The 14,367-nt window shown below is 67.1% G+C and carries 12 protein-coding genes and 1 riboswitch; of the genes, 6 read left to right on the top strand and 6 right to left on the bottom strand.

The window, feature by feature from the left end; genetic code table 11:
* Positions 1-58 precede the first annotated feature (58 nt).
* Both AC5Y21_RS19505 and AC5Y21_RS19500 read right to left on the bottom strand, forming a co-directional pair.
* The gene (locus AC5Y21_RS19505; RefSeq protein ID WP_499914821.1) at positions 59-523 is read right to left on the bottom strand and encodes an SRPBCC family protein; all 465 of its coding nucleotides are present in this window, start codon (positions 521-523) and stop codon (positions 59-61) included.
* Positions 520-1,395, bottom strand: a complete 876-nt coding sequence (locus AC5Y21_RS19500) for a rhomboid family intramembrane serine protease (RefSeq protein ID WP_499914820.1) — start codon at positions 1,393-1,395, stop codon at positions 520-522. The genes AC5Y21_RS19505 and AC5Y21_RS19500 overlap by 4 nt, the downstream gene beginning before the upstream one ends.
* 84 nt (positions 1,396-1,479) lie before the next feature.
* Between AC5Y21_RS19500 and AC5Y21_RS19495 the strand changes: the two genes are divergently transcribed.
* Together AC5Y21_RS19495 and AC5Y21_RS19490 are read left to right on the top strand one after the other, a co-directional pair.
* Positions 1,480-1,890, top strand: a complete 411-nt coding sequence (locus AC5Y21_RS19495; RefSeq protein WP_499914818.1) for a nuclear transport factor 2 family protein — start codon at positions 1,480-1,482, stop codon at positions 1,888-1,890.
* 58 nt (positions 1,891-1,948) lie between these two features.
* Positions 1,949-2,173, top strand: a complete 225-nt coding sequence (locus AC5Y21_RS19490) for a hypothetical protein (RefSeq protein ID WP_067241768.1) — start codon at positions 1,949-1,951, stop codon at positions 2,171-2,173.
* Positions 2,174-2,218: 45 nt separating this feature from the next.
* Here AC5Y21_RS19490 and AC5Y21_RS19485 read toward each other — a convergent pair whose 3' ends face one another.
* Complete coding sequence (locus AC5Y21_RS19485; protein WP_499914815.1) at positions 2,219-2,752, bottom strand: GNAT family N-acetyltransferase; 534 nt, start codon at positions 2,750-2,752, stop codon at positions 2,219-2,221.
* 49 nt (positions 2,753-2,801) lie between these two features.
* Positions 2,802-2,986: riboswitch (cobalamin riboswitch) on the top strand.
* Positions 2,987-3,081: 95 nt separating this feature from the next.
* On the opposite strand from AC5Y21_RS19485, the gene AC5Y21_RS19480 reads away from it, so the two are divergent.
* A complete protein-coding gene (locus tag AC5Y21_RS19480) occupies positions 3,082-4,785 on the top strand; it encodes a PPE family protein (protein ID WP_499914812.1) in 1,704 nt (567 codons plus the stop codon).
* A 108-nt stretch (positions 4,786-4,893) separates the two neighbouring features.
* Here AC5Y21_RS19480 and AC5Y21_RS19475 read toward each other — a convergent pair whose 3' ends face one another.
* Together AC5Y21_RS19475 and AC5Y21_RS19470 are read right to left on the bottom strand one after the other, a co-directional pair.
* Entirely contained in the window at positions 4,894-5,634 is a 741-nt protein-coding gene (locus AC5Y21_RS19475) for a DUF899 domain-containing protein (RefSeq protein WP_499914809.1), read from the bottom strand.
* A 21-nt stretch (positions 5,635-5,655) separates the two neighbouring features.
* The gene (locus AC5Y21_RS19470; protein WP_499914806.1) at positions 5,656-6,423 is read right to left on the bottom strand and encodes an SDR family NAD(P)-dependent oxidoreductase; all 768 of its coding nucleotides are present in this window, start codon (positions 6,421-6,423) and stop codon (positions 5,656-5,658) included.
* Positions 6,424-6,490: 67 nt separating this feature from the next.
* Between AC5Y21_RS19470 and AC5Y21_RS19465 the strand changes: the two genes are divergently transcribed.
* The 3 genes from AC5Y21_RS19465 (at position 6,491) to AC5Y21_RS19455 (ending at position 13,357) form a co-directional block, all read left to right on the top strand.
* Entirely contained in the window at positions 6,491-7,519 is a 1,029-nt protein-coding gene (locus AC5Y21_RS19465) for a sigma-70 family RNA polymerase sigma factor (RefSeq protein WP_499914850.1), read from the top strand.
* A 104-nt stretch (positions 7,520-7,623) separates the two neighbouring features.
* Positions 7,624-12,456, top strand: a complete 4,833-nt coding sequence (locus AC5Y21_RS19460; RefSeq protein WP_499914803.1) for a cation-translocating P-type ATPase — start codon at positions 7,624-7,626, stop codon at positions 12,454-12,456.
* Between the two features lie 412 nt (positions 12,457-12,868).
* Positions 12,869-13,357 (top strand): hypothetical protein, encoded by a 489-nt coding sequence (locus AC5Y21_RS19455; protein ID WP_499914801.1) that lies wholly within the window; start codon positions 12,869-12,871, stop codon positions 13,355-13,357.
* Between the two features lie 27 nt (positions 13,358-13,384).
* On the opposite strand, the gene AC5Y21_RS19450 is transcribed toward AC5Y21_RS19455, so the two are convergent.
* Positions 13,385-14,191: a L,D-transpeptidase gene (locus AC5Y21_RS19450; RefSeq protein ID WP_499914797.1), complete on the bottom strand. Its 807-nt coding sequence runs from the start codon at positions 14,189-14,191 to the stop codon at positions 13,385-13,387.
* Positions 14,192-14,367 lie beyond the last annotated feature (176 nt).

Raw genomic sequence — 14,367 nt, 5'->3', positions numbered from 1 at the left:
CAGTTCGTCCGCGAGGGCAGCGCGGCGGCGAACAAAGAGACACCCGCGACCAGCACCGTCAACCGGTCTCGAAGTGACGCCGGATGCCGGCCAGCATCGCGACATGGGCTTTCACCGCCTCACGGGTGGTGAAACCCGCCAACGGCCGGGGCGCGGCTATCCGTATGCGTTCGGTGACGCAAGTACCGTCGCCGATCGGCTCGAAGCTCACCGTGCCACGCAGGCGCACCCCGGGGGACTGGTCGGCCTCGGTCAGCACGTCGCCGTCGGCGGGAACCTGCAGCCGCGCCTGATAGGCGGTCCGGATAGTGAACGGCCCCAGTGGAATTCGATCGACCACCCGATACGTCTGTAAGTAACCGCCGTCGGGGCTTTCGCTACGCGACACCACTTCCACCGACACGATCAGCGGGTGCACGAGCTTAATGTTGTCCAGGTCTACGTAGAAATCGCGAACCTCGCGCGGCGGCCCCGGCACCTGTTCGGACAACGTCCGCTCGGCATGCGCAATCCACCAGCTCATGCCGACCCGAGCTTGATGTAGCCACCGAACTCGGCAAGAAGAACGCCTGTGCGCCACCAAACGAGCCCGACGAACACGGCTAAGAGAGCTATCGTCACCCCAGCCTGAACCAAGTTCCGGCTGGCCCTGGGCGCATAAACGTAGGCAGCAGCGACCAGGGCGCCGGTGACCAGCCCGCCGATGTGCCCTTGCCAGCTGATCTGATGCGAACTGATGGCCGGGACCACGAAGGTGAAGACCAGGTTGACGACGATGACGGCGACGATCCCGCGGACGTCGAGCTCTAGTCGCCTTGCCACCACGAAAATTGCGCCGAAAAGGCCGAACACCGCGCCGGACGCGCCAGCGGTTGCCGAGTTGAGCGGCGAAAGCAGGTAGACCAGCACCGAACCGCCCAGCGCGCTCAGCGCGTACAGCGCGCCGTACCGCAGCCGCCCCAGCCACATCTCCAGCGGCGGACCGACCACAAACAGCGCCCACATGTTGAACAGCAGATGCATCGTGCCGTAGTGCAGGAACGCCGAAGTCACCAGACGGTACAGCTGCCCATCGGCGACGGCCGGCGGCCACAGGGCGAGCCGCTTTTCCAGATCCTGCGACGACAACTGAAGGATGAAAACCGTGACGTTCAGGGCGATCAACACATACGTGACCACCCGGGTGGCCGACCGCTCCCGCCCGCCGAACCGCGTCCGCGGCTGGCGAATGGTCTTGGCCCCTTCGCGGACGCACTCCACGCACTGGTGGCCGACTGCGGCGCTACGCATGCAGTCCGAGCAGATGGGCCGTTCGCAGCGGGTGCAGCGCACGTACGTCGGGCGGCCGGGATGCCGATAACAGCTCGCTGACTCCGGCGCACTCGGCATGCTCATCGCACCATTGTTGCCTGTGCCGGTGAGCCAGGCCGTTCGCCGAACGTATTCACTCGCACAGCGCATTGACCTAGCGTGTCTGTCGTGGCCGAAAACGACGGCTCGAATGGCTCAAACGGCACAGTCGAGCGCTACCTGTCGTGTCTGGCGGCCCACGATTGGGACGGCCTGGCGACCACGATCGCCGATAAGGGCTTGACCCGAGAAGGCCCGTTCTGCGATCGCATCGAAGGCAAGCAGCACTACCTGGACTACCTTCGTAAAGTTCTCACCGAACTGAGTGGCCATCGGTTGGACGTAACGCGGGTCTCGCATGTCAACGACCGGGTTTCCTACGTCGAACTGACCGAAGCCTTCGAGATCAACGGCGTGCCCGCCGCGTGGCCCGAATGCCTCCTTTTCGAGCGAAATGACGACGGCCTGATTTCTCACGTCAGCGTGTTCTTCAAGCAGCGAGGCGCAGGCCCCGGCACGCCGCGCAGCAGCGCTGGCTGATTGGCAGCCGCTCCACGAACTATTCCCTCGCCCGCGGAGTTGACCTACTGTGTCTTGGGTGGAGGCAGACGGAACACCGGAGCTTGTGCCGGTCGAAAAATTACACTCAGGCGACCCAATCACCGATTGCGGTCAGCGATACATAGTTCTCGAGTCAAAAGCCGTCGGCGACAGCTGCGTGGTTTTGGAACTCGAGTCCAGAGTGGATCACCAATTGCAGGTCATCGAGAAGTCTTTCCCCGCCGGTTACCACGTTGGCAGGGCAAACCACCGATACCTTTAGGCGAGATTTTTCGGCCGAATATTGCGATGCGTAGCCGTTAGGCGGCTACCGTTCTGCCACGTAATTCGGCATGCACTCGGGCGGACCCAGGTACACGAACGCAGGAATATTTCTTTCCGCCACGACGTCCACACTGCCCACCCGCCGCCACCCGAGGCCCTCATAGAGACCAATTGCGGCCACGCTGTCTTGCGCTACGTCGAGCACCGGCAGTGCGCCCTGTTCCTGCGCATAGCGCGTGGTCGCGGCTAGCAGCACCTTGCCGACACCGCGCCGTCGACGCGCCGGCTCAACGATCAGTCGGCTCACCACCATGAGCCGGTCGGCGGGGAGACCCGATGCGGCAGTCCAGATTTCGCCCGCTACGTTCTTATTCACCAGGTGCGCGGCAACGTGCCCGACGATGCCCGCCGTTTCGGCGTCCCGCGCCACCCATGCCGCAACCTCGTGCCGTGACGCGAGCCAGCGGGTCGGATTCGACGGCCAGAACATCGGATAGCCGTCCTTGAGGTGGACGGCCCAGAGGAGATCGATGCACTCGGATAGATCGTCCGGCTGTCTGCGAACCGCCGTCAACATAGTCGCCGCCCTCTAGGTTTGCTAGATCCTTACAGGTGCCGAGGCGCAACCGCAGCCGGGATGCGACAATATCGCCGGTAAGGCGATGACGACGCAGGAAGCCGGTGCAAATCCGGCGCGGTCCCGCCACTGTCATCGGGGAGCGACCCTCATATGCCACGGCCAATTGGCTGGAAGGCGAGGCGAGCGGCGATCCGAGAGCCAGGAGACTCGCGTCATCGCGTCCTGCTAACCCGGGGCGGTGCACCCTGGAGAAAGCGATTCTTCATGACGCTGCACGTCTTATTGCGCGGTCCAGGCACTGCCAGACAAATCGCGGGATGCCGCCGATGACCGCCCCCATCTGGATGGCTTTCCCGCCCGAAGTGCATTCGGCGCTGCTGAGTTCCGGGCCTGGACCCGGCCCGTTGCTGGCCGCAGCCGAAACGTGGACCTCGCTGAGCAGCGCGTACGCGGAGGCGGCCGAGGAGCTGGCCGCGCTGGTGGCCGCGGCGCAGGCCGGGGCATGGGACGGTCCGACGGCCGAGGCATACGTGAGTGCCCACGCCCCGTATCTCGCATGGCTGACACAAGCCTCGGCCGACGGGGCGGCGACGGCGGCCCAACAGGAGACCGCGGCGACCGCCTACTCCACCGCCCTGGCCACGATGCCGACCCTGGCCGAGTTGGCCGCCAACCACGCCACCCATGCCGTGCTGCTGGCAACGAACTTCTTCGGCATCAACACCATCCCGATCGCGCTCAACGAAGCCGACTATGTGCGGATGTGGATCCAGGCCGCCACCGTGATGAGCGTCTATCAGACGGTCTCGTCGACCGCGGTGGCGTCGGTGCCGGAGACCACAGCGGCGCCACAGGTCATGAAAGCCGACACGCTGGCGTCGACTTCCGACGAGGCGTTACCGCTGCCCCCCGACCGGCAGAACGAGATTTATCAGTGGTTGGAGCAGAGCGGCTTTATCGACTTCTACAACAACAGCCTGCAACCGTTGATTGACGGGCTGTCCAACATCCCCTTCCTCCAAGGGATGTTTGGCGGATTCGATCCGTGGCTGCCCATCCTGGGCAATCCACTCACCTACTTGAGCCCGTTCAATATCGCGTTCGCCCTCGGCTATCCGATGGACATAGGTACCTATGTCGCTCTGCTGTCCCAAATGTTCAGTTTTGTGGCGCTAGATCTCACAGCGGCGTTTGCTTCGGGTAATCCCGCGACTATCGGTCTCACCATTCTGTTCACCACCGTCGAAGTTATCGGCACGGTGATCACCGATACCATCGCGTTGCTCAAAACTCTGCTCGAGCAGACTATTTTGCTGCTCGTGGTTTTTGTGCCCCTGCTGACCGCCCCGTTATTGCCGTTGGCCGCCGGCGGGGTCTTGGCGCCCATCGGCGTCAAGGCCTTTGCGGCGCTACTCTCCGCGACACCGGCGCCGCCTGCCCCGCCGCCCGTCACGCCGCCCCTCGTGGCGCTTGGCCCGACCATCCCGACTTCCACGTCGTCCCCGGCACCTGCTCCGGTGGAGGCGACGGCTCCGGGGACCCCCGCCTCGTCACCTCCGCCGGCTGCCTCGCCCCCGACGCTGACCGGTTCGGCCCATATCGGCGCGGGCCTGGGCGCGGGCATGGAAAACCTCGGCTACCTCGTGGGCGACCTGAACTCCCCCGCCAGCGCCGCGGCACGCGCCGGCGCCCGAAGGAAGGTGTCGGAGCCCGAGGGCGCCGATACTTCAGCGGTCGCGGCGCCGCCTCGAGAACAGACGCAAACGCAGCGGCGGCGGCGAGCGAAGGTGCAGATGCTCGGCCGCGGCTACGAATACATGGACTTGGAGCCAGACTCGGAGCTGGTCGGCGCGGTGGCGGGCTCGGACACGGGTGCGGGCACGCAGGGATTCGTCGGAACCTCCTCCAAGGCTGGTCCCGGCCAGGCGGCCGGGTTGATCACGCTGGCCGATGGCATGTCAGGGGGCCCCCGCATGCCCATGATGCCCGGCACCTGGGGGTCCGACAGGGCGGACGACGACGCCACCTAACACTGCTCGTCACACCAGCCACTCGGGTACCAGAAAAGCAAGCCATGTTGCAGTCTGCGAAGCGATATCGCGGGTGATATCAACTTTGCGACGACGTGGCTGATGTGACTAGGTATTCCGGCGCGGCGGCCGTATGTCGTTGGGATCGTCCGGGTCGGGCTCGCCGAACCAACGTGACGGCTCGTGTTGGCCGTAAGCGTCGTGCCACGCCCACCATTCGTACGGCGCGGTCTGCGGATAGCCCTCCGGCGAATCCTCCCAGTACTCCTGGCGGCCCAACGCGGTCATGTCCAGGTAGCTCCAGGTGTTTCCCAGTGCCTCGTCACCCCGGTTGTTGATGAAGTAGGTACGGAATACGCGGGCGCCGTCGCGGATGAACGCGTTCGTACCGTGCCACTCATCCACGCCGAAGTCGGCATCGAAGCCGTCGGTAATCGTGTACCAGGGAATCCGCCAGCCCATCCGTCTCTTCAGCTGTTCGATGGCGGCCTGCGGTGCACGAGATGCGAACACCAGCGTGGTGTCGCGGGCGTTGAGATGGGCGAGGTGGCCGACGTGGTCGGCAATCATCGAGCAGCCGGGGCAAGCGTGTTCCGGCCAGCCGTGCACGCCCGGCTCGAAGAAGGCGCGGTAGACGATCAACTGTCGCCGCCCAGCGAACAAACCCAGCAAGGTCGCTTTGCCGTCGGGACCGTCGAACTCGTACTCCTTGTCCACCGCCAACCACGGCATCCGTCGGCGCAGTGCCGCCACCGCGTCGCGGGCACGCATCACCTCTTTCTCCTTGACGAGCAGTTGCCGGTGCGCTGCCTCCCACTCCTCCGCCGACACAATCTGGGGTGCGCTCATTGCGATCTCCTTCCGTTGCGATCAGGCCAGCGGCGACAGGCCCGCGGATGTGAGCAGATATGCATTGTGGGCCTCGGAGTCGCCGGCGATCTCGAGTACCGCCTTGCCGACTTGGTCCGGGCTGAGTGCGGGTCCCGACGACCGCACGAAGGTGTCGACATCGACGCCCTGCCGCTCGGCATAGGCGGCGACGGCTTCGGCGCCCAGGTCAGTAGCCGGCGTGAGCCGCGGCAACAACGACACGAAGCCGATCCCCAAGCCGGCCCGTTGCGATTCGACGGCGGCGTAGCTGGTGATGAATCGGACGGTGGCCTTCGCCCCCGCGTAGCCGCCGCTCAGCGGAGACCCGTTGACCGCGGCGCCGCTCGACAGAGCAATCACCGAACTTCCCGGCGCGAGCGGGGACCGCAGCGCCTGCCGGGTCCAGTGGAACGCCTGCGCGACGTCCACGTTCCAGTTCTCGCTGAAGGTCTCCCAAGTCTGTTCGTGCAGCGGACGCATCTGGGGGGTGGCGCCGGCGCACAGCACCAGGGTGCGCGGCCGGTAGTCACCGAGCAGTCGGCTGGCCACGGCCGGGTCGGCGGCGTCGGCGACCACCGGGGTGAACGCGTCGCCCAGCTCGTCGCGCAGCTCGCTGAGTGGCGCAGGCGTGCGTGCGACGCCAACGACACGCGCGCCGGCCGCCGCTAGCGTCAGGGCGATGGCGCGGCCGAACCCGCGGCCCGCTCCGGTCACGATTGCCGTTGTGCCGACGAGGCCGTCGGATGGGGTCTGAGGCGGTTGGTTCATGCTGGTGCTCACTTTCCGAGGTGTGCTGGTCACTAATTGAGATACGGCGAACCGCCCGGATTCATCGCTGCGGACCGATGAATTTCCACCCGCGGATGTATCCGTACTAAGGGAAGACAGGAGAACGACCGTGCCCGCTCAGCAGGAATTCATCGATCAGGCTGCGCCGTATCGTGCCGAGTTGATCGCGCACTGCTACCGCATGCTCGGCTCGGTGACCGACGCCGAGGACCTTGTCCAGGAGACGTACCTGCGAGGCTGGCGCGGATATGAGGCGTTCGAGCAACGCGCGGCCTTGCGGACGTGGCTGTACCGGATCGCCACGACCGCATGTCTGCGGGCGCTGGAGAACCGCGCCCGCCGGGTGCTGCCGGCCGGGGTGGGTGACGCCTCGGTCGACCCGGACGCCGGCCTCGGCTCCGGCGCGCATCAAGGTGGCGTTCATGACTGGCTGGAGCCGATCCCCGACGAGCTGACGGTGCAAACCCCCGAATCAGCCTTCACCGCAAGGCAAAGTGTCCGGCTGGCCGTGATGACCGCAATGCAGGAGCTTCCGGCGCGCCAGCGAGCCGTGTTGATCCTGCGCGACGTCGTGCAGTTCAGCGCCGCCGAGGTGGCCGAACTCCTGGAAACCACACCCGCCGCGGTGAACAGCGCGCTGCAACGCGCCCGCGCGCATCTGGCCGAGGTCGCACCCAGCGAGGAAAGCGTGGCCGAGCCCGACGACGCCGAGCTCCGCGCACTGCTCGACCGCTACTGCGCCGCATTCGAAAGCGCCGACATGGCCGCCCTCACCGAACTTCTGCAAGCCGATGTGAAACTCGAAATGCCGCCTATGCCAGTGTGGTTCACCGGCCGCGAAGCCGTCACCCGCTTCCTTGCCGTACGGGCCTTCACCAAGTCCGGCGACATGGCGCTGATCCCGACGGCCGCAAACGGGCAACCCGCCGTCGCCGAATACCGGCGCGCCGACGACGGCGTCATGCGGGCCCATTCGATTCACGTCATTACCGTCGGCACCACCGGAATCGCTGGCCTTACCGTCTTTCTCGACCCGACTCTCTTCGCCGCTTTCGGCTTACCGCCAAGCCGATAAACTGCGCTGCGCCTACCCTCGAGTTCACACGCGGTTCAGATGTGGACAGCGTGGTAACACACGATGAGTATTAGGCGCGGTACGGGTAGTTGAAGGGTGACTGAGTGAAAATTCCGGGTATCGGCCTGGTGGGCAGTTTGGCCGATGGTGTGACCAGCGGAGCAGCCCAGGTGGTGCGAGCCGGCGCGCGGGCCGCGGCGGATGCTGGGGGAACCGTGCAGATGCTGGCCAGCCCGGTACTGGAGCTGGTCGGCCCGGTGGTGGAGTCGGCGGCTCAGTCGACCGGGCGGATGCTGGGGACCACCAACGGCTCGACTACGCACCCCGTGCCACCGGTGCGCTGGCGCAGCGGCCGGCGGGTGCACCTGGACCTGGACCCGCTACTTCCGTTCCCGCGGTGGGACGAGCACGCGGCCGTGGTGGAGGAGCCGGTTCGCCGGATTGCGGGCGTCGCGAAGGCTCACGTCGAGGGTGCGCTGGGCCGGCTGGTGGTCGAATTCGAGAACGACGCAGACACCGAGGCCGTCTTGGACGAGGTGCTCGACGTGGTCGGCGCCGTGGCGGAGGACTTGACCCTGGTGGGGTCGGGGTCGTCGGCACCGGCCGCGGCGTTCGCCGACCCGGGCAACCCGTTGGCGATCCTGGTGCCGCTGACGGCTGCCGCGATGGATCTGGTCGCGATGACCGCCGCCATTACCGGCTCGGTCGCCAAACTGCCCGCCGCACCCCAAACCACCCGGGCCGTCGTCGCTCTGATCAACCATCAGCCGCGCATGGTCTCAGTGCTGGAGTCGCGATTGGGGCGAGTGGGCACCGATATTGCGCTCAGCGCCGCCACGGCGGCGGCCAACGGGCTTACCCAGGCGTTCGGCACGCCGATGCTGGATCTGGCGCAACGGACCCTGCAAATCTCGGAAGCGACGGCGCACCGGCGTGTGTGGCGAGACCGGGAGCCGCAGTTGGCGTCGCCCCAGCGGCCGCAGGCCCCCGTCGTACCCGTCATTTCGTCGGCCGGAGCCAAGTCGCATGCGCCGCGGCATGCCTGGGCGGCCGCGGCGGCGGGCGACGAAGCGCACGTCGTGGTCGGTGGAGCCATCGACGCCGCAATCGACACCGCGAAAGGGTCGATGAAGGGGCCCGTGGAGAGCTACGCCGACTCCGCGGCCAACGGATCGCTGATTGCCGCTGCCAGCGCCCTACTGGCCGGCGGCGGCACCGAAGATGCGGCCGGCGCGATCCTGGCCGGGGTTCCGCGGGCCGCACACATGGGCCGACAGGCATTCGCGGCGGTACTGGGTCGCGGCCTGGCCAACGCCGGACAACTGGTCCTCGACCCGGGCGCGCTGCGCCGTCTGGACCGGGTGCAGGTGGTAGTCATCGACGGTGCCGCGCTGCGCGGCGACCATCGCGCCGTTCTGCATGCAGAAGGAGACGAACCCGGCTGGGACGACGACCGCGTCTATGAGGTCGCGGACGCGCTGCTGCACGGTGAGGAGGCCCCCGAACCGGACCCCGACGAACTGCCTGCCACTGGCGCGCGGCTGAGATGGATTCCGTCGCAGGGACCTTCGGCGGCACCCGCCCAGGGCCTGGAACGCGCCGACCTGATGGTCGATGGCCAGCGGGTCGGCGGCGTCGCCGTCGGGTGGGAGGTCGACCCCTACGCGATCCCACTGCTGCAGACCGCACACCGAACCGGAGCCCGGGTGGTGTTGCGCCACGTGGCCGGCACCGAAGACCTGTCTGCCAGCGTTGGTGCGACGCATCCTCCGGGCACGCCGCTGCTGAGGTTGGTGCGTGAGCTGCGGGCCGATCGTGGACCGGTATTGCTGATCACCGCGGTGCACCGCGACTTCGCGTCGACGGACACGTTGGCCGCGCTGGCCATCGCCGACGTCGGCGTGGCCCTCGACGATCCGCGCGCGGCCACACCTTGGAGCGCCGACATCATTACCGGCACCGATCTCGCCGCGGCGGTGCGCATCCTGTCGGCGATCCCGGTAGCCCGGTCCGCCAGCCAATCTGCGGTGCACCTGGCCCAGGGCGGCACGACGTTGGCCGGACTGCTGCTGGTCACGGGCGGGGAGGGCAAGAGCAGTAGCTCAGTCGGCTTCCGACGCTGGCTCAACCCGGTGAACGCAGCCGCCGCAACGGCTCTGGTATCGGGAACCTGGTCGGCGAGCAGGGTGCTCCGGCTGGCCGATCCCACCCCGCAACCGCTGACCGCCTGGCATGCGCTGGATCCCGAGATCGTCTATTCGCGGCTGGCCGGTGGCGCGCGGCCGTTGGCGGTCGAGCCGGGAGACCCGGCCTGGCGGCGCATTCTGGACGACCTGTCCTATGAACCGGTGGCGGCGCCACTGCGCCGGCCACTTCAAGCCCTGGGGCGCCTGGCGGTGGCCACTAGACACGAACTCGCCGATCCGCTCACCCCGATCTTGGCGGTCGGTGCCGCGGCATCGGCGATCGTGGGCAGCAACGTCGATGCGCTGCTGGTTGCGGGCGTGATGACCGTCAACGCGATAACCGGCGGGCTGCAACGGTTGCGCGCCGAAGCGGCGGCCGCGGAGCTGTTCGCCGAGCAGGACCAACTGGTGCGCCGCGTCGTCGTCCCGGCGGTTGCCACGACACGGCGCCGGCTGGAGGCTGCCCAGCACACCGCCCGCACGGCCACCGTGTCCGCGAAGTCGCTGCGGGTCGGCGATGTCATCGACCTGGCCGCTCCCGAGGTGGTTCCCGCGGACTGTCGCTTGTTGGTGGCCGAGGACCTCGAGGTCGACGAGTCCCTGCTCACCGGTGAGTCGTTGCCGGTCGACAAGCAGGTGGAGCCCGTCGCCGTCAACGACGCCGACCGGGCCAGCATGCTGTTCGAGGGCAGCACCATCATCGCGGGACGCGCCCGCGCGATCGTCGTCGCCACCGGAGTCGGCACTGCCGCGCAGCGCGCGATCTCGGCCGTCGCCGATGTCGAGACGTCGGCCGGTGTGCAGGCCCGACTGCGCGAGCTGACCAGCAAGGTCCTTCCGCTGACGCTGGCCGGTGGCGTCGCGGTGACCGGTTTGGCGCTGCTGCGCCGCGCGTCGCTACGGCAGGCGGTTGCCGACGGCGTCGCGATCGCGGTGGCCGCCGTCCCGGAGGGATTGCCGTTGGTGGCGACCCTGTCGCAGCTCGCCGCAGCGCAGCGCCTGACGGAACGGGGTGCCCTGGTTCGCGCGCCTCGTACCATCGAGGCCCTCGGCCGCGTCGACACCGTGTGTTTCGACAAGACCGGCACGCTCACCGAGAACCGCTTGCGCGTCGTGTGCGCCGTCCCGGCGAACACCAAAGCGGAGGGGCCGTATCCCGACAGCAGCGATCCGCAATCGGCTGCGGTGTTGCGCAAGGCCGCGTGGGCGTCCACGCAGCCCCATGACGGCCAGGGGCACGCCCACGCCACCGACGAGGCGATTCTCACCGCGGCGAGTTCGCTTAACGGTCAAGCCGATTCGGGTTGGACCGTGCTCGCGGAGGTCCCGTTCGAGTCGAGTCGTGGTTTCGCCGCCGCGATCGGAACGATGAGCAGCGACCCCGATACGCCGCTGCTGATGCTCAAAGGCGCTCCCGAAACGGTGCTGCCGCGCTGCCGGTTCGCCGACCCGGACGCCGAACAAGGGCACGCCGAGTCGGTGGTCCACAGCCTCGCCGAGCAGGGCTTGCGGGTGCTCGCGGTGGCGCAGCGCCGTTGGGAGCACGACACCGACGACGACGATGACACCGATGCCGACGCCGTCGACGAGGCAGCGCACGACCTGGAGCTCATCGGCTATGTGGGATTGGCGGACACCGCTCGACCGTCTTCGCGACCGTTGATCGAAGCGCTGGTGGACGCCAGACGCAACGTCGTGCTGATCACCGGCGACCACCCCGTCACCGCGCGGGCGATCTCCCGACAGCTCGGCCTGCCGGCCGATGCGCGAGTAGTGACCGGTGCCGAGCTCGTCGGCCTCGACGAAGACGCATCCGCCAAACTGGCCGCCAATGTCCAGGTGTTCGCCCGGGTCAGCCCAGAGCAGAAAGTACAGATCGTGGCTGCGTTACAGCGCTGCGGTCGGGTGACCGCCATGGTCGGCGACGGTGCCAACGACGCCGCCGCCATCCGGATGGCCGACGTGGGCATCGGGGTCAGCGGTCGTGGTTCTTCGGCCGCACGTGGCGCCGCCGACATCGTGTTGACCGACGAAGACCTGGGCGTCCTGCTCGACGCGCTGGTCGAGGGCCGCAGCATGTGGACGGGCGTGCGCGACGCGGTGACGATCCTGGTCGGCGGCAACGTCGGCGAGGTGCTGTTCACCATCATCGGGACGGCGTTCGGCAACGGCCGGGCACCGGTGGGAACCCGGCAACTGCTGCTGGTGAACCTGCTCACCGATATGTTCCCCGCGCTCGCGGTCGCCGTGACCTCGCAATTCGAAGAGCCCGACGAGGCCGACTATCCGTCGGAGGAGGACGCCGAGGCGGCACGTCGTGCCTACCAGCGCGCGGTCCTGACCGGGCCGACGCCGTCACTCGACGCGCCGCTGATGCGCCAGATCGTCAACCGCGGCGTGGTCACGGCTGCCGGCGCAACCGCGGCCTGGGCCATCGGACGCTGGACGCCGGGAACCGAACGCCGCACGGCCACGATGGGCCTGACCGCAGTGGTGACCACCCAGCTGGCGCAGACGTTGCTGACGCGCCGGCACAGCCCGCTGGTGGTGGCGACGGCCCTGGGCAGTGCGGGGGCCTTGATCGGCATCATTCAAACCCCGGTGCTCAGCAACTTCTTCGGGTGCACGCCGCTGGGCCCGGTCGCCTGGATAGGCGTGCTGGGCGCGACGGGCGGAGCCACCGCGATCTCGGTGCTGGCACCGCAGTGGTTGACGAAGACGGTCGGGGCTGTAATACCCGAACAGGAGTGAGAGTTTAAGCCGGCGCCATTTCTCAGGCATTGTTGAAAGGGCGGGTTTTGTAATTACATGCGTGGTATTTCGCATCGAATCATCCGGCTAAACTAAGCGAAATTCTTTCGTCTCCGAAATGTGATGTTTAATGCGGTGACCTGTCGGCAATCCACTAGAGTTCTCCCGAAATACCTTGTCGCAGAACGTATTCTACGTACATACTCCCGCAGGCCAGCACGCCAACACGTGTCAAGACCACGCGGTAGGTCACCATTCGGAAAAGACGCAGTCACGGCGCGGCCCTTGCTCCGTATCAGTTCTGCAACCAATTCAGTCGCCCATCTAGGCAAAATTTCCAGAGCGCGATACGGTTCCGCTGTACCATTTGACACAAGAATAACTAAGCAGGGGTAAAAGGAGCATGTTGAACATGTTCGATCGATTCAACATCACGATCGTTGTCGGCACCGGGTTGTGCGGGGCGGCTTTGGCGTTCAGCCCTGACTCGGCGGCCGCCCCACTGCCTATGGTGCCGATGGGCGGGCCCACGTGCATCGAGCAGATGGCGGGCACCGTATTTCCCGTCGACGCTGCCGCGCCAGTGCCGGCGGTGCTGCCCGGTCCCCCTGTCGCTCCCGTACCGCTCGGTGCGCCTGTTGCACCGCTCGGCGGGCCTGTTGCGCCGGTCCCGGCGGGTGCGCCTGTAGCTGCGCCGGCGGCAGCTCCGCTCGAAACCATGGCGGGTGCCGTTCCGCGGGCGGGCAAGGGGGTGCCGACCGTCCCGGCGGCGCCGGTGTCCGCTCCCGTGGTGCTGCCCGGGCCGCTGCCGCCGCCGCCTCCCGCCATCTCGTCAGTGTTGGTCGGGGTCGTGGCTCCGGATGCTCATCCGGGTTGCGCGCCACCAGCAACCGGACATTAACGACCCCCTTTCGGGCGGCCGGGAAACCTAGTCCTGCACGATTACCGGGTCGCCAATGTTGACCGCGTTGTAGTACCACTCAGCGTCGGCCGGGCTCAGGCTGATACAGCCGTGGCTGACGTTCTCGGCCCCCATCGATCGGAGCGCCCACGGAGCTGAATGCACATAGAGGCCACGGCTGCTGATGCGGACGGCATACTCCACCTTGAGCCGGTAGCCCTCTGGATCGTCGACGGGAATGCCGACGCTGCTCGAATCCATCGTCACCGAACGGTCTTTGGCCATCACGGTGTAGGAGCCGACCGGCGTCGGGAAGGCCTCCTTACCCATCGAGGCCGGCATCACCCCTTCCTCTCCCCAGTGCGGCCGGTGATGCGGAGCTGGTAGCGGAGGCGCCGCTCCCGGCTCGACTCCGTCGATGCTCACGGTAAAGGTGTGTTCCGAGATTTTGGCAATGCCCACGACAGCGGGACCTGTTTTGAACTCCGTGGGCAGGCCTCCGACCGACAATGCGATCGTGCGATGCGCCGGCCAGTATCGGTCCGGAACCCATTGCACGACATCGCTGTCAAGCCACTCGAACCTGCCGGTCATCGCGGGCGCCGATTTCACGTCAACGGCGCGCTCGGCCGCCCGCCGGTTCGCGACGGGCCCATTGAACTTGACCACGATAGGGTGCGCGACGCCCACCACCTGCCCCCGCGCGGGCAGTACCGATGCGATGGCAAAGTCATGCGGCTGGTTCACCGCCGTCAGACGGACGCGCACTGGTCCGACGACCAATGTCGCGGCGATAGCGACCACCACAAGAACAGACCGAACTAGCGCCCGCATCGCTTACCGTCACTTTTCAGGATGAATTGCTGCTGCCGTTGGTCGATGGTAGGGAGTCCGCGACGAGTGGATGCGCAAGCGCGCGTCGGCATTTCGGTCAAGTCTCGGTCAAGATTTGATTACGGCCGGGGGCTCGGCGTCGGCGTGAGCGTGCACAAATGCACGCCGTCGCTCGG

The sequence above is a fragment of the Mycobacterium sp. NGS41 genome, assembly GCF_059812725.1.
This window is presented reverse-complemented; position numbering and strand designations above follow the sequence as displayed.